Annotated in this window: 20 protein-coding genes; 14 read left to right on the top strand and 6 right to left on the bottom strand. The window is 74.0% G+C overall.

The genetic code is table 11. From position 1 onward, the window contains the following. Positions 1–113: 113 nt before the first annotated feature. Positions 114–1,076 (bottom strand): hypothetical protein, encoded by a 963-nt coding sequence (locus ACFVHV_RS20975; RefSeq protein ID WP_380352633.1) that lies wholly within the window; start codon positions 1,074–1,076, stop codon positions 114–116. Next, positions 1,073–1,606 carry a SigE family RNA polymerase sigma factor gene (locus tag ACFVHV_RS20970; RefSeq protein ID WP_359904443.1) on the bottom strand — a complete coding sequence of 178 codons (534 nt, stop codon included), beginning with the start codon at positions 1,604–1,606 and terminating at the stop codon, positions 1,073–1,075. Before ACFVHV_RS20970 ends, ACFVHV_RS20975 begins: the two co-directional genes overlap by 4 nt. 122 nt (positions 1,607–1,728) lie before the next feature. Between ACFVHV_RS20970 and ACFVHV_RS20965 the strand changes: the two genes are divergently transcribed. The 11 genes from ACFVHV_RS20965 to ACFVHV_RS20915 all read left to right on the top strand — a co-directional run bounded on the left by ACFVHV_RS20965 (position 1,729) and on the right by ACFVHV_RS20915 (position 12,224). Further along, positions 1,729–2,490, top strand: coding sequence for an alpha/beta fold hydrolase (locus ACFVHV_RS20965; RefSeq protein WP_380352631.1), 762 nt, complete (start codon positions 1,729–1,731; stop codon positions 2,488–2,490). A gap of 209 nt (positions 2,491–2,699) precedes the next feature. Then, on the top strand, positions 2,700–3,440 hold the full coding sequence (locus tag ACFVHV_RS20960; protein WP_380352629.1) for an alpha/beta hydrolase: 741 nt from the start codon (positions 2,700–2,702) through the stop codon (positions 3,438–3,440). A gap of 282 nt (positions 3,441–3,722) precedes the next feature. Next, positions 3,723–4,661 (top strand): urea transporter, encoded by a 939-nt coding sequence (locus tag ACFVHV_RS20955; protein ID WP_380352628.1) that lies wholly within the window; start codon positions 3,723–3,725, stop codon positions 4,659–4,661. 174 nt (positions 4,662–4,835) lie between these two features. Beyond that, positions 4,836–5,141: an urease subunit gamma gene (locus ACFVHV_RS20950; protein WP_188298983.1), complete on the top strand. Its 306-nt coding sequence runs from the start codon at positions 4,836–4,838 to the stop codon at positions 5,139–5,141. Positions 5,142–5,144: 3 nt separating this feature from the next. Continuing rightward, a complete protein-coding gene (locus ACFVHV_RS20945) occupies positions 5,145–6,143 on the top strand; it encodes a cobalamin biosynthesis protein CbiX (protein WP_380352626.1) in 999 nt (332 codons plus the stop codon). Continuing rightward, on the top strand, positions 6,133–6,570 hold the full coding sequence (locus ACFVHV_RS20940) for an urease subunit beta (RefSeq protein ID WP_359904398.1): 438 nt from the start codon (positions 6,133–6,135) through the stop codon (positions 6,568–6,570). The genes ACFVHV_RS20945 and ACFVHV_RS20940 overlap by 11 nt, the downstream gene beginning before the upstream one ends. Continuing rightward, a complete protein-coding gene (gene ureC, locus ACFVHV_RS20935; protein ID WP_359904396.1) occupies positions 6,570–8,294 on the top strand; it encodes an urease subunit alpha in 1,725 nt (574 codons plus the stop codon). Before ACFVHV_RS20940 ends, ureC begins: the two co-directional genes overlap by 1 nt. After that, positions 8,291–9,046, top strand: coding sequence for an urease accessory protein UreF (locus ACFVHV_RS20930; protein ID WP_380352624.1), 756 nt, complete (start codon positions 8,291–8,293; stop codon positions 9,044–9,046). The genes ureC and ACFVHV_RS20930 overlap by 4 nt, the downstream gene beginning before the upstream one ends. Positions 9,047–9,096: 50 nt before the next feature. Then, positions 9,097–9,717 carry an urease accessory protein UreG gene (gene ureG / locus ACFVHV_RS20925; protein WP_380352622.1) on the top strand — a complete coding sequence of 207 codons (621 nt, stop codon included), beginning with the start codon at positions 9,097–9,099 and terminating at the stop codon, positions 9,715–9,717. A gap of 137 nt (positions 9,718–9,854) precedes the next feature. Continuing rightward, positions 9,855–10,805, top strand: a complete 951-nt coding sequence (locus tag ACFVHV_RS20920; RefSeq protein ID WP_380352620.1) for an urease accessory protein UreD — start codon at positions 9,855–9,857, stop codon at positions 10,803–10,805. A 120-nt stretch (positions 10,806–10,925) separates the two neighbouring features. Then, on the top strand, positions 10,926–12,224 hold the full coding sequence (locus tag ACFVHV_RS20915; RefSeq protein WP_380352619.1) for a PQQ-binding-like beta-propeller repeat protein: 1,299 nt from the start codon (positions 10,926–10,928) through the stop codon (positions 12,222–12,224). A gap of 52 nt (positions 12,225–12,276) precedes the next feature. Here the strand turns inward: ACFVHV_RS20915 and ACFVHV_RS20910 are convergent, their stop codons facing one another. Further along, positions 12,277–12,759, bottom strand: a complete 483-nt coding sequence (locus tag ACFVHV_RS20910) for a MarR family winged helix-turn-helix transcriptional regulator (RefSeq protein ID WP_380352673.1) — start codon at positions 12,757–12,759, stop codon at positions 12,277–12,279. Positions 12,760–12,833: 74 nt separating this feature from the next. On the opposite strand from ACFVHV_RS20910, the gene ACFVHV_RS20905 reads away from it, so the two are divergent. Beyond that, complete coding sequence (locus ACFVHV_RS20905) at positions 12,834–13,712, top strand: NmrA/HSCARG family protein (protein ID WP_380352617.1); 879 nt, start codon at positions 12,834–12,836, stop codon at positions 13,710–13,712. Between the two features lie 5 nt (positions 13,713–13,717). Here the strand turns inward: ACFVHV_RS20905 and ACFVHV_RS20900 are convergent, their stop codons facing one another. The 3 genes from ACFVHV_RS20900 to ACFVHV_RS20890 are packed head-to-tail and all read right to left on the bottom strand — an operon-like array spanning position 13,718 to position 18,498. Further along, a complete protein-coding gene (locus ACFVHV_RS20900; RefSeq protein WP_380352615.1) occupies positions 13,718–16,639 on the bottom strand; it encodes an NACHT domain-containing protein in 2,922 nt (973 codons plus the stop codon). A gap of 29 nt (positions 16,640–16,668) precedes the next feature. Then, the gene (locus ACFVHV_RS20895) at positions 16,669–17,100 is read right to left on the bottom strand and encodes a protein phosphatase (RefSeq protein ID WP_380352614.1); all 432 of its coding nucleotides are present in this window, start codon (positions 17,098–17,100) and stop codon (positions 16,669–16,671) included. A 27-nt stretch (positions 17,101–17,127) separates the two neighbouring features. After that, positions 17,128–18,498, bottom strand: coding sequence for a LuxR C-terminal-related transcriptional regulator (locus ACFVHV_RS20890; RefSeq protein WP_380352612.1), 1,371 nt, complete (start codon positions 18,496–18,498; stop codon positions 17,128–17,130). A 270-nt stretch (positions 18,499–18,768) separates the two neighbouring features. Here ACFVHV_RS20890 and ACFVHV_RS20885 point away from each other — a divergent pair, with 270 nt between their 5' ends. Together ACFVHV_RS20885 and ACFVHV_RS20880 are read left to right on the top strand one after the other, a co-directional pair. Further along, on the top strand, positions 18,769–19,701 hold the full coding sequence (locus ACFVHV_RS20885; RefSeq protein WP_359904373.1) for an NADP-dependent oxidoreductase: 933 nt from the start codon (positions 18,769–18,771) through the stop codon (positions 19,699–19,701). Between the two features lie 228 nt (positions 19,702–19,929). Then, positions 19,930–20,661 carry an MIP family channel protein gene (locus ACFVHV_RS20880; RefSeq protein ID WP_380352610.1) on the top strand — a complete coding sequence of 244 codons (732 nt, stop codon included), beginning with the start codon at positions 19,930–19,932 and terminating at the stop codon, positions 20,659–20,661. Positions 20,662–20,740: the final 79 nt, after the last annotated feature.

Below are 20,740 nucleotides of genomic sequence, written 5' to 3'. Positions count from 1 at the left end.
GCCGCCGGATCCCGCAGGTTGGTGGCGTGGGGGGCCGCCCAGTTCGTGTGCGTTGGGGGGGGGGCGTGTTGGTGCATCGCGCCCCCCCCTACGACCCACTCCCGCCGTCCGCCTCAGGAGGGAGGCTCCGTCAGGTACCGGGCTCCGGCGTCCGGGAGCGTGTTGCCGTCCTTGTCGAAGAACTGCCAGGACTTCGCCCGCATCGTCCCCGGGCGGGCCACCACCATCGCGCGGACGGGGGAGTCGGCCACGGTGACGAACGCCGGCTCGGTGGTGCTGCCGTCCGCCCAGGTCACCACCACCCGGCCGACGTCCGGACCGAGGGAGAGCAGCACCACGTCGAGCGGGGCCACGGTGTCGCCCTTGCCCCGGTGGCCGACCAGGCCGCCGCCGAAAGCGGTCCGGCTGCGCGGGTCGACCTTGCCCGGGGCCGCCTGGGTGCCCTCGGAGTCGTGGGACTGCCGCACCCCGTCCACCGTGAAGTAGACGTTGGTGACGTCGGAGTCCGGCTGCCAGTACTGCCGGACGTACTCCGGCGTCGGCTCGGGGACCGCCGGGTCGTACCGGCTGCGCTCCTCCCACACCGCCGTCGCCTGCTCGAACGCCTGCCACCGCGGAGCCTGCGGCCACAGTGCCTCCCACAGCTGCCACTGCTTGCCGTCCGGGGTCAGGCCCTGGCCCAGCAGCACCCGGACCGGGGCGAGCGGGTTCCGAAAGGCCGGGGCGGTCCCGTCCGGCGGGATGGGGGAGCCCCACCCGGGAGTGCGCTCCGGCGTGGGGCCGGGCATCGGGGAGAGCGCGGCGCCGACGCCCGCGGCACCGATCCCTCGGGCGGGCGCCCCGCCCGGGCGCAGCTGCGCCAGCGCACCCCCGGTCAGGGCCACCACCGAGGCCAGCACCGCCGCGCCGACCACCGTACGGCGGCGGTGCCGCAGCCGGCGGCCGCCCGCCACGATGTCCGCCACCGGCGCCGGGCCGATCCTCGCGCCGGCCGCGGCCTCGGCGAGGCCGAACCCCACCCACAGGTCCTCGCCGTCGTCCGCGCCCGTACCCACCCCGTCCGGCTCCCCGTTCATGCCACTCCTCCGATCCGTGTCGTGTCCTTGAGTTCCACCAGCGCCGAGACCTGCCGCAGCCGTGCGATGCCCTTCGCCGCGTGGCTGCGCACCGCACCCACCGAGCAGCCCATGGCCGCCGCCGTCCGGCTGTCGCTCAGGTCCTCCCAGTGCCGCAGCACCACCGCCTCGCGCTGGCGCGGCGGCAGGGTGGCCAGCGCGGCCAGCAGGGCCCCGCGCTGGTCGGAGCGGGCGAAGCCGTCCTCCGCCCCCGCCGTGTCCGGCACCGCGTCCACCAGCAGCTCCGGCGCCCGGCGGCGCCAGCGCCGGGCGTGCTGGTTGACCAGGATCCGCCGCACGTAGGCGTACGGATCGTCGGCCCGGCGCACCTTCGACCAGGCCGCGCAGGCCTTCTCGGCGGCGGACTGCACCAGGTCCTCGGCCGCGTACTGCTCGCCGGCCAGCAGGTACGCCGTCCGTACCAGGCGCGGCCAGGCCGCGACGATGAACGCCTGGAACCCGTCGTCCCGATCGCTCTTCGCTTCTCCCATGAGCACCTCCGATCACCTCCTTCACCCGTCCAGAGCCCCGGGGAGGCCGGAAGCGCTTACCGGTGGGTGCGGCGGCTTCAAACCGCTTGGGGAACGGCGGCAAGGGCACTACTATCCGCCGGATGATCATTTCTCATGACGTAGCAGGCAGTGGGCCCGCCGTGGTGCTGCTGCACTCCTCGGTGTGCGACCGGCGGATGTGGGACGCGCAGTGGCAGCCGCTGATCGACGCCGGGTACCGGGTGGTCCGCTGCGACTTCCGCGGCTTCGGCGACACGCCGCTCGCGGACGGCCCGTACAGCGACACCGGGGACGTCCTGGCCCTGCTCGACCACCTGGGCATCGAGGCCGCCGCCCTGGTCGGCGCCTCCCACGGCGGCCGGATCGCCCTGACGGCGGCCGCGCTGCGCCCCGAGGCGGTCACCAGGCTGGCCCTGCTCTGCGCGGGCATCCCCGGGCACCGGCCCAGCGACACCCTGCGCGCATTCGGCGGCCGGGAGGACGAGCTGATCGAGGCCGGGGAGATCGACGCGGCCGTCGAGCTGAACGTCGAGTCCTGGCTCGGCCCGGAGGCCGACGAGCAGACGCGCGCGCACGTCCGCCGGATGCAGCGTCACGCCTTCGACGTCCAGATGGAGGCGACGTTCGGCCCCGGCCGCGAGGACGTCGACCTCGGCCGGATCACCGCCCCCACCCTGGCCGTGGCCGGCGCCCACGACTTCCAGGACTTCCGCGACATCGCCGCCACCCTCCCCACCCTCCTCCCCGACGCCCGCCACCAGGAACTCCCCTGGGCCGGCCACCTCCCCAGCCTGGAGCGCCCGGCCGAAACCACCGCCCTCCTCATCGCCTTCCTCGGCGAGTCCGCCCCGGCCGCGCGGTAGCGCTCACGGGCACCGGAATCCCGGTGCGGCGAGCCCGGTGCGGCACGTCGGCCCGCCCGGCCTCCGGTGACCTCCGGTGCCCTTCGGCGCCGCCGCACCGGCCGGGCCTGGTGGAGCGGCCTCCCGCCCCGGCCGCCGGTGGCGGTCCGCTCCGGCGGCAACGCGGAAAAGCCGGGACTCGAACGTGTGTCGGGAGCCATGATGGCGGGGTGCACTTCACCTCGGAATCCAGCGCGGACGGCGTGACGCAGCGCCGCTTCACCCTCGACGGCGTGCCCGGGGTGCTCTGGCAGCCGGACGGACCGCCCCCCGGCGGGCGGCCGCTGGTACTGCTGGGGCACGGCGGCGGGCAGCACAAGCTGGTGCCGGGGCTGGTGGACCGGGCCCGCCGGTGCGTGCGGGAGCTCGGGTGCGCGGCGGTGGCGCTGGACGCGCCGGGGCACGGGGAGCGGCCGCGCAGCGCGCAGGACGAGCGGTTCGCCACCGAGATCGGGGAGTTGATCGCCGCGGGGCGGCCGATCAGCGCGTGGGTGGCGCGGCACACGGCGGCCCTCGCGGAGCGGGCGGTGCCGGAATGGGTGGCCGTGCTGGACGCGCTGGGCGGGCGGGCGGAGGGCCTCGGGCCGGTGGGGTACTGGGGGCTGTCGCTGGGGAGCGCGATCGGCATCCCGCTGGCGGCGGCCGAACCCCGGGTCGCCGTCGCGGTGTTCGGGCTGACAGGGCACCCGTCGCAGACGGAGGCGGCGGAGCGGGTCGGGGTGCCGGTGGAGTTCCTCCTCCAGTGGGACGACGAACTGGTCCTGCGCGAGGGGGCGCTGGCCCTGTTCGGCGCGCTGGGTTCGCGGGAGAAGACGCTGCACGCCAACCCCGGGGGCCATTTGGAGCTGCCGGAGCCTCAACTGCTCTCCTCCGAACGGTTCCTGGCTCGGCATCTGGGCCGGGTGGAGTGAGCGCGGACCCCGGCGGCGCCGATGCCAACCGTCGGTAAAACTTCGCAAAGGATTTCTCCCTGCAACGAACGCGACCCGCACTGACTTCAACAGATTGTTGCAGCTCAGTGGCCCGATGGTCACCCTTCGTGGATTTGGCATAACACCCCGTGCCCCCTGGACTTCGCAAACCGTAGGAGTACGGTTCCGGAGGAATCGCCGGGGCCGACTTTCAGGCAGGCCGGCCGTACCGGAAAATTGGTGCGCAGCATGAATGGGCAACAGGGTGGGGAGAGCGCCTCGGTGGCGACTCGTCCGATATCCGGCAGGTGGTTCGCGGAAGTGCTGCGCGGCGTCGCGCAGGTCGATTTCATGCCGTCCGTCGTCTGCGGACTCTTCTTCGTGGCCGCACTGTTCGCCGCCGACTGGCGGTACGGCCTCTACGGGCTGCTGGGCAGTGCCGTCTCCACCGCCGCCGCGTACGGGCTCGGGCTCGACCGGGAGGCCGTCGGGGCGGGGCTGCACGGGTACAACGGGTGCCTGGTGGCGCTGGGGTGCGCCGTCCTCCTGGGCGCCGGGCACCCCGCGACGGTCGCGGTGGCGGTCCTCGGGGCCGCCGTCGCCGTGGTGGTCACGGCCGGACTCGGGGCGCTGCTCGCCACCTGGCGGCTGCCAGCGTTGACCGCGCCGTTCTGCCTGGTCGCGACCGCCGTCACGGCGGCCGCCCCCGGCCTCCGGCGGCTGTGGCACGGGACGGGAGCGCCCGCCGCCCTGCCCGTTCCGGCGGAGGGGCCGACCGGGCTGAGCTGGGACCAGCTCTGGCACGGGTTCTTCGCGAACATCGGTCAGATCTTCCTCGTGCCGCAGTGGTACGCCGGCCTGCTGTTCCTGGCCGGGCTGTTCGCGGCGAGCCGGCTCGCGGGCCTGATTGCCTGCGCGGGAAGTGCCACCGGGCTGCTCGCGGCCTGGGCGTTCGGCGCCCCCGGCGAGGCCGTCGGGCAGGGTCTGCTCGGGTACAGCGGGGTGCTGGTCGCCCTCGCGCTGTGCGGGGTGTTCCTGGCGCCCGACGCCTGGAGCGCGGCCTACGCCCTGCTCGGTGCGGCCGGCGCGACGGTGCTGACCCCGGCGCTCGGCGCGGTCTCCGCGCCCTTCGGCGGCCATGCCTTCACCTGGCCGTTCGTGCTGACCACGATGCTGTTCCTGGCGGCCGTGCCGGCCGTCCCGCGCCTGCGCCGGGTCTGATTCCGCGCCCGACGTCCCCGCAATCCCCTCACATTCCCCACTTTCCCCGCCGCTCTCGTTCCCCTGTTTCCCTCTCTTCTCTCTCTTCTCGTCGCTTTTTTGAACCTCAGCAGGTCGATTGCCGCGAGCACTCCCTGCCATTCATCGGATTCCCGGAAAGGAAGAGTGATACCCGTGAATCTCTCGCCGCGTGAGATGGACAAGCTGTACATCTACGTCGTCGCCGACCTGGCCCGCAAACGCCGAGACCGCGGCGTCAAGCTGAACTACAGCGAGGCCTGCGCGCTGATCAGCGAGGCGATCATGGAGGGCGCCCGGGACGGCCGGACCGTCGCCGAGTGCATGGAGATCGGCAAGCAGGTCGTCGGCGGCGAGGACGTCATGCCCGGCGTGCGCGAGATGCTCCCGCTGCTCCAGGTCGAGGCGGCCTTCCTGGACGGGACCAAGCTGGTCTCCTGCCACGACCCGGTGGGTGCCTGAGCGATGACCCGGAATCAGGCCGCCACCGTGGTGCTGGCCGGTGGGCACGAGAGCGACGGCGGACGGGACCTCGCCGCCCTGGTGGCAGGCGGGCCCACCGGGCCGGCCGCCGCCCGGCCCCCGACCACGGTGCCTCCCACCACCCGGCCCCCGACCGCCGGGAGTGCCACCGTGCACGCCGTCGCCCCCGCGGGCCGTCCGCTCACCGAGGCCGTACGGTCGGCGCTCGCCGCGGCGGGCGACGGACCGGTGTGCGTCGTGCCGATGACGCTCGGCCGCGACCCCGGACTGGTCGCCGACACCGCCCGGGCGCTGCGCTGGCTGGCCGCCGGGGAAGGCCGCGGACGGCTCGCGCTCACCGCCCCCTTCGCCGCCGCCGACCACCTGATCGGCTGGCTGCGCGCCGCCGCCGGCGCCGCCCCCGACGGCGCGGTGCTGGTCACCGCGCCGGCGGCCGGCCCGTTCGAGGACGCCGAGCTGTTCCGGATCGCCCGCCTCGCCCGCCAGTACGGCCGGCACCGGTGGGTCGAGGTCGCCCTCGACGGCGGCGACCCCGACCCGGCCGAGGGCGCCGAACGCTGCCGCCTGCTCGGCGCCCGCGAGGTGACGGCCGTTCCGGCCTCCTTCGGGCCGGCCCTGCGCACCCCGCTGCCCGGCGTACGGGACGGCGGTCCGCTGCTGCGGCCGTCCGCCGTCGCCGGGGTGGTCGCGGCCCGGACGGCGGTGGCGCTGCACCTGCTCGGGCACGGGGAGGACGGCATCCTCGCCGGCCTCGACGCCGAGCACGGGCACGGCTACGCGCACAGCCACGGGCCGGACGAGCAGAGCCATCAGCACCACCACCAGCAGCAGCACGGGAACCAGCACCACCACCAGCAGCACGGGAACCAGCACCAGCATCAGAACCACCAGCACCATTCGCACGACCGCCCCGGCCACACCCGGGGACCCGCACACGCCCCCACTGACCCGGCAGAAAGGAAGGCCGACCATGTCCGGTAGCGCCGCATACCTGTACGGCGAGGACCCGGTGGAGATCAACGCCGGCCGCGCCAAGGCCACCGTCACGGTAAGCAACACCGGCGACCGGGCGATCCAGGTGGGCTCCCACTACCACTTCTTCGAGGCCAACCGCGCCCTCGACTTCGACCGCAACGCCGCCTTCGGCAAGCACCTGGACATCCCGGCCGGCACCGCCGTCCGGTTCGAGCCGGGCGACACCAAGGACGTCACGCTCGCCGAGTTCGGCGGCCACCGCCGCCTGGTCGGCTTCGCCAACCTCGTGGACGGCGGCATCACCGCCCCCGCCACCCGCGCCCGCGCCGTCGACCGGGCCATCGCCCTCGGCTTCAAGGGCACCAACCTCGACCACAAGGAAGACCGGCCCCGGGACTTCCGCACGGAGACCCACCAGGAAGGCGACCGCTGATGGCCATCCTCTCCCGCAGGCAGTACACCGACCTCTTCGGCCCCACCGTCGGCGACCGCTTCCACCTCGCCGACACCAACCTCCTGGTCGAGGTCGAGCAGGACTTCAACCAGGGCCACTACGGCGACGAGGCCGTCTACGGCGGCGGCAAGGGCATCCGCGACGGGATGGCCCAGGACCCGGCCGCGACCTCGCTCCAGGGGGCGCTCGACCTGGTCATCACCAACGTGGTCGTCATGGACGCGGTGCTCGGCGTGGTCAAGGGCGACATCGGCGTCAAGGACGGCCTGATCGTCGCCGTCGGCAAGGCCGGCAACCCGCACACCCAGAGCGGCGTGCACCCGCGGCTGGTGATCGGCCCCGGCACCGAGGTGATCTCCGGCGAGCACCTGATCGCCACCGCCGGCGGCATCGACACCCACATCCACTTCATCGCCCCGCAGCAGGTGCAGGAGGCGCTGAGCAACGGCATCACCACCCTGATCGGCGGCGGCACCGGCCCGTCCGACGGCACCAACGGCACCACCTGCACCCCCGGCCCGTGGAACATCCACCGGATGTACCAGGCGGTCGAGGACCTGCCCGTCAACGTCGGCCTGCTCGGCAAGGGCAACGGCTCGCTGCCCGGAGCCCTGCGCGAGCAGGTCGAGGCGGGCGTGTGCGGCCTCAAGGTGCACGAGGACTGGGGCAGCACCCCGGCCGCGATCGACAGCGCGCTGAGCGTCGCCGACGAGTACGACGTGCAGGTGGCCATCCACACCGACACCCTCAACGAGTCCGGCTACTTCGAGGACACCCTGTCCGCGATCGACGGCCGCACCATCCACACCTTCCACACCGAGGGCGCGGGCGGCGGCCACGCCCCCGACATCATGCGGATCGCCGGCGAGCCCAACGTGCTGCCGTCCTCCACCAACCCCACGCTGCCCTACACCGTCAACTCGGTGGACGAGCTGCTGGACATGGTGATGGTCTGCCACCACCTCAGCCACAGCATCCCCGAGGACGTCTCCTTCGCCGACTCCCGGGTCCGCGCCGAGACCATCGCCGCCGAGACCGTGCTGCACGACGAGGGCGTCATCTCGATCTTCTCCTCCGACTCGCAGGCGATGGGCCGGATCGGCGAGTCCTTCACCCGCGCCTTCCAGACCGCCCACCACTGCAAGGACCAGCGCGGCAAGCTGGCCGGCGACAGCGAGCGCAACGACAACGCCCGAGTGCTGCGCTACCTCGCCAAGCTCACCATCAACCCGGCCGTCGCCTCCGGCACCGCCGACCACATCGGCTCGCTGGAGCCCGGAAAGCTCGCCGACATCGTGCTCTGGCCGATCAACTCCTTCGCCGCCAAGCCGAAGATGGTCATCAAGGGCGGCGTGATCAACTGGGCGCTGATGGGCGACCCGAACGCCTCGCTGCCCACCCCGCAGCCGGTCTACTACCGCCCGATGTTCGGCCAGTACGGCCGGACCAGGCAGGCCACCCGGGTGTCCTTCATGTCGCAGGCCGCCGTCGACCTCGGGGTTCCGGCCCGACTCGGCCTGGAGAGCCGGGTGCTGCCGGTCCGGCGGTGCCGTTCGGTCGGCAAGCAGCACATGGTGCGCAACGACGCGCTGCCGAAGATCGCGGTCGACCCGGAGACGTACAAGGTCACCCTGGACGGCGAGCCCGCCACCATCGAGCCGGCCCGCGAACTGCCGCTCAACCACCTGTTCTACCTCGCGTGAGCGGCACCGATGTCGCCGACGCCGGTGGTGTTGCTGGTGTCGCTGCCGGCGCCGGTGTGTCGGGGGACGGCCTGGACGCGCTGCTGGTCTGCCTCCAACTGACCGACTCGGCCTTCCCCAGCGGCTTCTACACCCTGTCGCACGGGCTGGAGGGCTACGCCCAGGCCAAGGCCGTCACCCCGGACACCCTGCCCGCGCTGCTCGCCGACCTGCTGCGGCACGGCGTCGGACCGTCCGACGCCACGGCGCTGGTCCTGGCCCACCGGGCGGCCACGGCGGGCGACTGGGAGCTGCTCGCCGAGACCGACCAGCGGCTGCACGCCACCCGGCTCAACCGCGAACTGCGCCTGGCCGCCACCCGGACCGGACGCCAACTCCTGGACATCGCCCGGGAGTCGGTGGGCGGCGAGGCGCTGGAGCGGTACGCCGCACTGGTCGCGCGGAAGCGGGCCCCCGGCTGCCAGGCGGTGGCGGCCGGGGTGGCGTACGCCTCGGCCGGCGTTCCGGTCGAACAGGCCGTCACCAGCGACCTGTTCGCGTTCTGCGCCAGCTTCGCCGGCGCGGCGCTCCGGCTGCGGCTGACCGACCACCGCCAGGCGCAGGTGGTGCTGCGGGCGGCCTCCCCGGTGATCCGGGAGGTCGTCTCCGCCGCGCTGGCACGGGACTTGGCGGACCTCGGCGGCTGCGTGCCGGTCGCGGACGCCATGTCCGGGCGGCACGAGCGGGCGGAGGCCCGGCTGTTCATGAGTTGACCACTCGATGCGTACGTGTGCCACCAGAACTACCAATCCAAGGAGGAGAGTTGACCGAGAACGTGCTCCGCGTGGGCATCGGCGGGCCGGTGGGCTCCGGCAAGACGGCGCTGATCGAGGCGCTCGTCCCGGTGCTGATCGCCCGCGGCCACCGCCCGGCGGTCATCACCAACGACATCTACACCCAGGAGGACGCCCAGCACGTGCGGCGCACCCTGGCCGGGCTGCTGGACCCGGAGCGGGTGGTCGGCGTGGAGACCGGCGCCTGCCCGCACACGGCCGTCCGGGACGACCCGACGATGAACCTCGCGGCCGGCGCCGAGATGCTGGAGCGCTTCCCGGACGTCGACACGCTGCTGTTCGAGTCCGGCGGCGACAACCTCACCCTGACCTTCAGCCCGGTGCTGGTGGACCTCTTCCTCTTCGTCCTCGACACCGCCGAGGGCGAGAAGATGCCCCGCAAGCGCGGCCCCGGCATCACCGAGTCGGACCTGCTGGTCATCAACAAGATCGACATCGCCCAGTACGTCCGCGCCGACCTCGAGGTGATGGAGTCCGACGCCCACCGGGTGCGCGAGGGCGGGCCGGTGGTGCTCACCAACTGCCTGACGGGGGAGGGGCTGGAGGAGATCGCGGCCTTCCTGGAGACCTTCCGCAAGGTCCCGGCGTGACAGTCCCGTCGGCTGCCCAGGACGTTCGGGACGTTCAGGATGTCCGGGACGTTCGGGTCGGTGCGGCCGCTCAGGCCGGTGTGCCCGGTGTGCCCGGCGCGGTCGGTGCGGCCGGTGCGGACGCTCCGGCTGCGGGGGTGCCCCGGCTCGACCCCCGGCACTACGAGCCGGCCCGCGTCCCGCACGAGGTCCGGCGCCACGCCGGGACGCCCGACACCCTCGCGGTCGGGCGTCCCGGCAAGGTCGGGCTGCTGGAACTGGCCTTCGAGCAGGTCGGCGGGCGCACCGAACTCACCGGCCACTACCAGAAGTCGCCGTTGCAGATCATGCGCCCGCTGTACTTCGACCCGGCCCGCCCCGACCTCGCCGTCACCTTCCTGATGTCCACCGGCGGCGGCATTCTCCAGGCCGACCGGCTCCGCACCGACCTGCGCTGCGGCGCCGACACGGCGGTCCACCTGACCACCCAGGCGGCCACCAAGGTCTACCGGATGGAGCACGACTACGCGACGCAGCTGGTCAACCTGTCGGCGGGCCCGCGCGCCTACGTCGAGTACCTGCCCGAGCCGGTCATCCCCTTCGTCGACTCGCGCCTCTACCAGCGGACCGTCCTCACCGTCGACCCGGACGCGACGGTGCTGGCCGGCGAGACCGTCCTGGCCGGCCGGCTCGCCCGGGGCGAGCGCAACGCCTACCGGGTGTTCGCGTCCGACCTCGAAGTGCGGCGTCCGGACGGCGAGTTGGTCGCGCTGGACACCGTACGGCTGGAGCCCTCGCCGACCGGGGGCGGCGGGGTCACCGGGCCGGCGGTGCTGGCCGGGCACGACGTGATGTCCAGCCTGTACGTCCTCAGCCCGCTCGCCCCGGCGGGCCGGATCGCGGACGTCCTGCACGAGGCCGTGGCCGACTGCGGCCGGGGCCGCGGCGAGTTGCTGTACGGGGTCAGCGTGCTGCCGCAGGACAGCGGCGCCTGGCTGCGGCTGCTCGGCTCCGACACCCGGGCCGTCGCGGCCGCCCTGCGCGCGGCCTGGGACGCGGTGCGGCGGCTGCTGATCGGGGTGCCGGCGCCGCAGCTGCGGAAGACGTAGTGTCGGCCGCCGTTCCGGCGTGTCGTGATCTTCTTCCGGTTCCGGGGCAACCCCGGGGCGGGGTGCGGAGTCCTGTCAGGCGTGAACGAGCATGCGAGACAGGACGCCGCACGGGGTGACGTGGCGAAGCCCGGGCCCGAGTTGGAGTCGGAGCCCGAGCCCGGGCCCGAGTTGGAGTCGGAGCCCGAATCGGAGCCGATGCCGGAGCCGGAGCCGGAGCCGGAGCCGGAGCCGGAGCCGATGCCGGAGCCGGAGCGGGGCAGCGCGCTGACCCGGCCGACCCGGCGCCCGGTCGGCCGCCGGAAGCTGTTGATGGGTGTCGTCGGCCTGGGCGCGCTCGCGGCCGCGGCGGGCCTCGAAGCCTGGGTCCGCCAGGGGGATTCCCACGGGCCGAGGCTCTGGCGGACGACCGCCGCGAACGGGCGGCTCGCACTGTCCACCGGTCGCCAACAGGGTCTGTACGCCTCCGGGTTCGACGGCAGCGTGCGCGCCCTCGACCCGCGCACCGGCGAGGTCCGTTGGAGCCGTGCGGTCAGCACGCCCGACGCGGCCGGCCCCCAGGGTGGCTGGCCGGTGGCCGCCGGGGACGGTGTGGTCTGCGTGGCCACCGACACCCGGCTGTGCGTCCTGGACGCCGCCTCGGGGGAGCAGCGGTGGGAGGCCGCCCTGCCCGACCGGTCCGAGGGCGGGTGGCGGCAGGGCCCCGCCGTCGGCGGCGGCAGCGTGTTCGCCGTGCACGGGTCCTCCGTGCGCTGCTACGACCTGGCGACGGGCGAGCCGCGGTGGACCGGTCCGGCGGGCGCCTCGGCCGCCCTGGCCCTCGCCGGCGGCACCGTGTACGCGGCGGGCAGGTCGACCGGGGTCCTGGCTCTCGACGCGCGCAGCGGGGAGCGGCTGTGGGAGCGCAACGTCGTCGCGACCGGACCGCTCACCGTCCACCGGGGCATCCTCCTCCTCGTGTCCGTCAACGAGGCGATGGTCTCCACGTTCGTCTCCGCACTGGACGGGACGACCGGCGAGGTGCGGTGGAGGTCCGTGCAGCACGGCGTGGTGGACTGTCCGCTGTCGGCCGCCGACGGGACGGCCGTCGTGTTCGGCGGGATCCGCCTGACCGGGCTGGACGTCGACACCGGGGACCGGCGCTGGTCGACCGACGTGCCCGCGGGCAGCCATCCCGGGCCGGTCGCCATGGTCGCCGCCGACGGTGGTGGCGTGTACGCGGATGCGGGCGACGAGCAGCTGTACGCCTTCGATCCCGCGACGAGCGGGCTGCGCTGGCAGGACCAGTCGGAGCCGCTCGACGGCGGCAGCGGGGGCGGCAACCCGATCTCGCTGGCCGCCGCCGGTGGGACCGTTTACCGCGCCGGCCGCGCCGACGTCCTCGCGCTCGGTTCCCTGCCGCCACTGGCGTCGTCCTGACCCGGCCGGGGACCGTCCGGGCCCGTCCGGGGGGGGATCCACCCGCGTGGGCTCAGGGCCCGTTCGAGCCGTCCGGATCCATGGCCGCGAGCCGGGCGATCTGCCGGTGGCTCAGCTCGACCGTGCGGTTCATGTGCCGTAGCAGGAAGTCGAGTTCGACCTCGGTGTCCTCGGCGAAGGCGGCCACCCAGTCGGTGGACAGCTCGCGCCACACCGCCCCGTAGCGCTCCAGCGCCTCGGGGCGGACCGCGACCAGCACCCGCCGCCGGTCCGCCTCGTCGCGCTGCCGGGTGACCAGCCCGGCCTTCTCCAGCCGGTCGACCAGCCGGGTGGCCGAGCCGCTGGTGAGCCCGGTGAGCTCGGCGATCCGGCCGGTGGTGACCGGCCCGTCCTCCAGGGTGAGCAGGTTGAGGCACTGGACGTCGGTCGGGTGCATGCCCAGGTGGTCGGCGACGGCCTGGTTGAACAGCACGTACGAGGCCAGGTAGCGGCGCGAGACCGGCCACAGCCGGGCCATCAGCTCGTCGCGGGACATCGTCATGGGGGAAGGGTAACCGGCCGCCCGATAATTGTTTGCGTCGCGCAGAGATGGCGCCCTATGTTGTCTGCATGACGCAGATAATTGAGCCTTCGCCTCCCGTCGCCGTCACCGGAGCCACCGGAGCCCAGGGCGGCGCCACCGCCCGCGCCCTGCTGCGCGCCGGCCGCCCCGTCCGCGCCCTCACTCGCGAGCCCGGCTCGCCCGCCGCCGCCGAACTCGCCGCCCTCGGCGCCGTCGTGGTCCGCGCCGACTTCGACGACCCGGCCTCCCTCGCCCCGGCACTCCACGGCGCCGGTGCGCTGTTCGCGATGTCCACCCCGTTCGGCACCGACCCCGACGCCGAAGTCCGCCAGGCCACCGCCCTGCTGGACGCCGCCCGGGCCGTTGGAAGCGTCCGGCACGTCGTCTACACCTCCGCCACCAACGCCGACCGCTCCACCGGCATCCCGCACTTCGACAGCAAGTACCGGGTCGAGCGGCACCTGGCCGGCCTCGGCCTGCCGTGGACCGTCCTCGGCCCGGCCGCCTTCATGGACAACTACGCCAACGACTGGACCCTGCAGTCCCTCCGCGACGGCGTCTTCCACCTCCCCATGCCGCCCGGCGTCCCGCTCCCCGTGATCGCCGCCGACACCATCGGCGCCTTCGCCGCCCACGTCCTCGCCCGGCCCGAGGTCTACGCGGGCCGCCGCATCGACATCGCCTCCCAGTGGCGCACCGGCGAGCAGATCGCCGCCGCGATCACTGCGGCGGGCGGCCGGCCGATCCGCTGCGTGGAGGTGCCGCTCTCGGTCGTGGCGGGGTACTCCGAGGACCTCGCCACGATGTTCCGCTACTTCCAGGAGCCCGGCCTCACCATCGACACCGGCGCCCTGCACGCCGAGCACCCGGAGATCGACTGGCAGCCGCTGGAGACGTGGGCGGCGGCCCGCACCTGGGACCTCTGAGGGGTTCAGGTGCCGGAGGTGAGGTGCGCGACCGCCCCGAGCCCGGCTCGGGCGGCCTCGCGGACCTCGGGATCGGCAAGAGCACGTCGGAGGGCCTCGCCGGTCTCCGGGCTGCCGGGCCACTGCCAGGCGAGCATGGTCAGCGCCCGGCCGCGCACCTCCGGGCTGGGATCGTCGGCCGCCCTGCGCCGGATGACGTCCTCCGCGGATCCGGGGGTGAGCACCGCGTAGCAGCTGAGTGCCGTGCCGCGAACCGTGTGAGCGGGATCCTTCTCGATGCGATCCAGGAGCAGGAGAGCCGTCTCGTCCCGTGAACCCCGGTATTCGGACAATGCTTCCAGTGCCGATTCCCGCGCCCGTCCAGGTTCCGCATCGACGGCCGCGCGGGTGAGCGACGAAACGATCCCGGGGTCGTCGGGGTCCTCGGCGGCGAGGTTCGACAGAGCGCGAACGCGAACGACGGCGTCAGGATCGTGACCCGCACGCTCGCGCAACAGCATCAGGACGGCCGGGGCCTTGGCCCACCGGGTCGCCAGCTCGTGAACCGCCGCGTAGCGGATGCGGCTGTCCGAGTCATTGACGGCACGGTCGAGCAACGTGGCGAAGACCTCGGGGTGCGAGGGCCACACCCACGCGAGTCGCTGGAGGGCGGTGGCACGGAGGACCACCGACTCGTGTGCGACGGCGTTCAGCATCGGGGTGTGGTCGTCGGGGTCGGCCGACAGTCGCGTCAACAGCGTATTGAGCGCCTGGACGCCTTCCACTGTCCCGTCGTCGTCGGCATCGGGCCCGACGACGGTCGGAAGCGGGACCCGCGGATGATCGGGCCAGCGCTCCGCCAGTTCGGCCAGCGCGGCGGCGCCCGCCCGGTCGTGGCCGGATCGGACGGCGAGGTCGCACAAGGCGGCCACGATCCCCGGATGGGCGCTCCAGCGCCGGGCCAGGCCGGCCACGGCGAACTCCCTGGTGGCCGGGGGCCCGAACGTGGCGAGGGCCCGCGTGGTCCGGAAGTCGGTGTGGAGGGTCGTGGCCGCGATCGTCGCCGTACCGGCTCCGGCGAGGAACTGTCCTCGGAGATGGAACCACCGGAGGTAGTGATCGCGCCCGGTCCAACCGGGCACGGAACACAGTGCGGAGAGCGCGGTCATCAGCTGATCGCCGTGGAGGACGGCGTAGTCGTAGTACGTGACGAAAGCGCTGATGAGACGGTCGACGGCCCGGTCGCTCTGCGCGTGCAGCAGTCCGATCTTCCGAACCTCGGCCAGGGACCGGAAGGCCAGGACCAGTGACGGCTCGTCCCCCCGGTCCAGCAGTCGGTCGACCACCCTCCCCGCGTCCGTCTCGCTCAACTGGTTGACCACCAGCAGCAGCACCTCGTGCCACGCAGGGTCGTCCGTCCTCCGCTCGAAGACCTCCTCGATCAGCTCCTCCGGCGACCACTCCCGTCCCACCGTGTAGCGGTGGACGATGTCCGCCGCCGCGAGGTACTCCAGGAAGGCCCGGTGGACGAAGCCGTACACCTCGCCGCCGTACCGGGCCAGGATGAAGTTGCGCTCCCGTAGTTGGTCCCGCAGTGTGCGGGCGGCGGCGAGGCACTGATGGGGCGGGAGGCCGAACTGGGTGAAGTAGTCGCGGAACACCTCCTCCAGCTCCTCCGCGTGGATGTGGTTCCCGGCGATGCCACCCGTTCCCTCCTGCATGCGGCGGGCGAGCAGGCGCAGCAGTTCCAGTCGCTCGCGGTCGTCGAGGAGGCCGAGGGCCTCGGCGGCGCCGGGCTTCAGGGGGATGCCGAGGTGCTTGGTGTCGCGGTCCCAGTGGGCGACCAGGACGCGCACCGCATGCTCGTAGACGCCCTGGCGGTCACGCGGCAGGGCCTGGCGGCGGCCGATGATGACGAGGATGGTCAACAGCAGCGGGTTGCCCGCGAGTTCGCGGATTGGTCGGGAAGCTCCGACGGCGATGGTGATGCGGTCGACCAGGCGGGCGGCCAGCTCGGCATCCGCCGGGCAGGCGATGCCGTACCAGCGGCGGGCGAAGTGGGCGATCCGCTCCGGATCGAGGTCCTGGAGCATGAAGTGGGTGAACCCGGCGCCGCCGAGGGCGCCGCGCTGGTAACCGATGACGCGCGAGGTGACAACCACGCGCGCCCGGTCGTAGCGGGCGGCGAAGGCGGCGATGCGCTCGGCGGTGGCGGCGCGCACACCCGGGTCGAAGAGTTCGTCCAGGCCGTCGAAGACGACCACGACCCGTCCCTCGGTAAGGAGTTGGCGCAGCTCGGGGCCGGGGAGGGACATTCCGGCGACGGTGTGGCGGTGGTCGAGGAAGTCCTCGAAGGTGCGCTCGCGCCACTGCCCCTCGGCGTACTGGCGCAGCTCGACCACCAGTGGCACCAGGCCGCCCAGCGGGGCGCGCGGACCGTCGACGTCCTGCACCAGGGTGAGGGCCAAGTACCGGGCGAGCGTGGACTTCCCCGACCCCGGGTCGCCGAGCAGGACCACCCGTTCGCCGCGCGGCCCGGCGAGGACGGAGAGCACGTCCTCCGTCGGCCGGTTCAGGTACTCGGTGCGCAGCCGTTCGAGGGTGGACTGCCCGAGGTCGCCCGGCGGTTCCTCCGCCGTGAACTCGCCACTCGTGAGAAGTCGGTGGACCAGCTCGCGCGGCAGCTCCACCGGTGGCGGGTTCTCCCGCACCTGCGGGGTGACGAACACCTCCCGCAGCTCGACCGCCGGGTGCTCGCCCTGCTCGGAGAGCGGGGTGAGCACCTCCAGATCGAGCCGCCCGTACGTCTCCCGCACCCGCCGGGCGTACGCGGCGCGGGCGGCGGCCATGGACCCGTTGGTGACCTCGGGCTCAACGGCCTTGTTCAGGTTGACCGTTCCGGCCTGGATCACGTCACCGTTGACCGTTCCGGTGACCTCGTTGGCCACCGAAATCCCTGGATCGCCGCCCACCCCGCCTAGGCTAGCCGCTCCACGAACTTGCGCTGCCACGGCGTTTCGACGGCGTGCCGGCTGTAGTGCTCCCGCACGTACGGTACGGCCTCGGCGGCCGGGACGCCGTCCAGGACGGCGATGCAGGCGAGGGCGGTGCCCGTGCGTCCTCGCCCGCCGGCGCAGGCGAGCTCGACGCGTTCGGTGGCGGCGCGCTCCCAGGCCTCGCGGAAGGCGTCGGCGGCGTCCGCGCGGTCGGTGGGGAGACGGAAGTCGGGCCAGCGCACCCAGCGGCTCGGCCAGTCGACGTGCGGCGGGCGGCCCAACAGGTAGAGGCCGAAGTCCGGTCGGGGGCCGGGCGGCAGGGGGCGGCTGAGGCCGCGGCCGCGCAGGAGGCGGCCGGAGGGCAGGCGCAGGATGCCGGGGACGGCCGGGTCCCAGGTGGTGGGGTCGGTCACGAGGGTCTTCTTTCGGGGGGAGGGAGTTCAGGACGCCGCGTGCAGCCCGACCGGCCCGCGCGGCAGTCCGGCGCGGTGGGCCAGGGCGGCGGCCTCGCCGCGCGAGGACACGTCGAGCTTGGCGAGGATGTTGGCGACGTGGAACTTCACCGTCGACTCGCTGATCCGCAGCGTCGCCGCGATGTCCCGGTTGCGGCGGCCGCGCGCCAGCTGGTCGAGGACCTCCCGTTCGCGCGGCTGGAGGCCGTCCAGCGGATCGGTGACGACGGCGGGTTCGGGCAGGGCCAGCGGGAGGTCGACGGTCACCGTGGTGCCCCAGCCGGGGACCGCCTCGACGCCGTGGTGTCCGCCGAGGGCGGTGATGCGGTCGGCGGTGCGGTGGACGGCGAGGGCGTCGGCGGTCAGTGCGCCGAGGCCGTCGCCGCGCACCACGGCGCGCAGCAGGCCGTCGGCCGTCAGCTGCCAGCTGACGTGCAGCCGGGTCGGCTTCTCCTGTTCCAGCATCAGCAGCACGGCCACCCGGACGGCGTCGCGGGCGGTGTGCGCGGCGTCCGCCGGGATGGAGCGGCCGGCTTCCGCCGGGGGCGCGGCGTCGAGGTGGACCCGGGTGTGGCGCAGCAGCGGGCGCAGTTCGCGCACCAGGCGGGCGAAGGCGGCGTCGGCGGGCTGTTCGCTGAGCGTGCGGTCGAGTTCGGCGCCCTGGCGCAGGTCGAGCAGGGCGGTGACGGCCAGCTCGGTGGCGGTGCGGCGGGCCGTGGCGTCGTCCAGGCCGGGCGCGCGCAGCGGAGCCAGGATCGCGGTGAGCGCGGCGCTGTGGGTGCCGGTGAACTCGGCGATGGCGCGGGCCCGGGCGTTGGCGGAGGCGCGGGAGGCGGCCGTCTGGGTGGGGGCGGCGTCGGTGGCGCGGTGGTCGGAGTGGGCGACCACCAGGTCCCACAGCTGTTGCAGGACGGCGAGTGCCCCGGGTGCGACGGGTCCGGTGCCCGCCCGGACGAGGACCAGCGCGGCGCCGCTGTCGTCGGCCGGCGTGGTGGTCACGACCACCACCGGCCGGGTCCGTCCGGCGAGTTCGGCCTCGCCCTGCCAGGGCCGGCCGGCCGAGGTGGTCGCGGCCGCGCGTTCGGCCAGCCGGGACAGGTCCCGCGTGCTCATGGCCGCGGTGAGCTCGGGCGGGCCGTAGCCGTTCGTGGGGTTGAACGTGCAGACGCCGCTGAGCTGCGCGAGCGCGGTGTGCGGGACGAGGGTGTCGAGCACCTCGGACAGGCGGGGGAGGATGTCCGGCCGGGGAGCGCGCAGCACCTCGACGGCCCGGGCCAGCGCGTCCTCGGGGCGGGCCCAGTGCCGCCGCCAGGGCTCGTCCGTGCCGGCGGTGTCCGCCGCGCCGTTCATGTCGTCCATGCGGTCCAGCCTAGTTCGGGTGCCGCCGGCGCGGCCTGGCCGTTCGGACAGGTCGAACCGTCCGAAGGGCCGGGCGGGCCCGCGCCGTCCCGGGCACAGGATGGAAGTCGTCGGAAGCGACCGGCTCCACGGGCCGGCTCCACAGACGACTCCGTCGGCGAACCCGTCGGCGAACCCGTCGGCGAACCCGTCGGCGAACCCGACGGCAACGCCACCGACTGGCTCCGTCGGCGAAGCGCCGGCAACTCCACTGAAACCTAAGGACCTTCCATGACCAAGGCGATCGCCTTCTCCGAGTTCGGCGGCGCGGACGTGCTGCGCCCGATCGACATCGAGCTGCCCGCGCCCGGGCCCGGCCAGGTGCGGGTCGCGGTCCGCGCCGTGGGCGTCAACCCGGTGGACCGCAGGCTGCGCACCGGCGAGCTGGCCGCGCTCTTCCCGGTCGTCTTCCCCTATGTGCCGGGTGTCGAGGTGTCCGGCGTGGTCGAGGCCGTCGGCGCCGGGGTGAGCGGCTTCGCTCCCGGCGACGAGGTGTTCGGCAGCATGATGGGCGGCGCGTACGCGGAGCACGCGCTGGTGGACGCGGCGGTGCTGGCCCACAAGCCCGCGGGGCTGGGCTGGGAGGAGGCCGCTGCCCTCCCGACGGCGGCCGAGACCTCCGAGCGGGTCCTCGACCTGCTGGGCGTGCGGTCGGGCGAGACGCTGCTGGTGCACGGCGCGGCCGGCGGGGTCGGCACCGTGCTGCTCCAGTTCGCCCGGGCGCGCGGGATCACCGTGGTCGGCACCGCCGGCGAGGCGAACCACGACCACCTGCGCGAGCTCGGCGCGATCCCGGTCGCGTACGGCGAGGGCCTGGCCGAGCGGGTGCGGGCCGCCGCGCCGGGCGGGGTGGACCGGGCGCTGGACGCGGCCGGGCGGGGCGGGGTGCTGCCGCTGTCGATCGAGCTGACGGGCAGCGCGGACCGGGTGCTGACGATCGCCGACGTCGTGGGGGCGCAGGAGCACGGCGTCCGGTTCAACGGCGGCGTCGAGGGCGTGGAGTCCCACCACCGGCGCGCGTTCGCGGCCGCGCTCGCCCTGCACGAGGCGGGCACCCTGCGGCTGCCGCTGCACCGGGTGTTCCCGCTGGCGGAGGCGGCCGAGGCGCAGCGGGTCAGCGAGGCCGGGCACCTGCGCGGGAAGATCGTGCTGACGGTCCGATAGCCGTTCATCGCCCGTCCTGTACCCGTCTGCCCGTTTTACCTCCGTTTTGCATTGGGCTCGCCATTTTCGTACGGTTTCATCCGTTCGGAGTAATTCGGCAGGCGGACGCGCCGTGAACACGGCGCTGAGCCGTCCGGCCGACATGCGGTCCCCCGAACGGTCGACCAGGGTTGGCCGGACGTGGGCGGCACCGGACCGCCTGCCCTGACGGTCAGGAGGACCAGGCGCATGGGCGGAACGGACAGGCGGGCGGTGATCGGCGAGTTCGTCGGGACCCTGCTGCTGGTGTTGCTGGCGGTGGGTGCGGCGGTGCTCGCGGGGGAGGCGATCGGTCCGGTGGGCATCGCGTTCGCCTTCGGCTTCGTGCTGCTGGCGCTCGCGTACGCGCTCGGCCCGATCTCCGGCTGCCACGTCAACCCGGCGGTGACGCTCGGTTTCCTGCTGGCGCGCCGGATCGACGGCCGCACGGCGGTGTCGTACTGGGTGGCGCAGGTGCTCGGCGGCATCGCGGGCGCGGCGCTCGTCCTGCTGCTGGCGAAGCAGATACCGGGGCTGGAGACCCACGGCAAGCTCGGCACCAACGGCTGGGGCGACCGCTCCCAGGTGCACATCAACGCCGGCGGCGCGTTCCTGACCGAGGTCGTCCTCACCTTCCTGCTGGTCTACGTCGTCCTGGCGGTCACCCACCGGCTGGCCGCGGTCGGCTTCGACGGGCTGCCGATCGGCGTCGCGCTGGTGGTCGTCCACCTGGTCGGCATCCCGCTCACCGGCACCTCGGTCAACCCGGCGCGCAGCCTCGGCCCGGCGCTGTTCGCGGGCGGCGAGGCGCTGTCGCAGCTGTGGCTGTTCCTGCTCGCCCCGCTGGTCGGCGGCGCGCTGGCGGCGGGCGTGCACCTGCTGACCCACCCGCAGCCCAACCTCCCGGTGGCGCAGGCCCTGGCCACCGACGCGCGGGTGTAGGTCCTGGCCACCGACGTGCGGGTGTAGGTCCCGCAGTCGAGCCGGCGCGGCGGCCGGGACCGTACCGACGGTCCCGGCC

This window comes from Kitasatospora sp. NPDC127116 (assembly GCF_042677365.1).
GTDB classification, from domain to species: domain Bacteria; phylum Actinomycetota; class Actinomycetes; order Streptomycetales; family Streptomycetaceae; genus Kitasatospora; species Kitasatospora lactacystinica.
The sequence above is the reverse complement of the archived record's forward strand: the minus strand, read 5'-3'. Positions and strand labels throughout refer to the sequence as shown.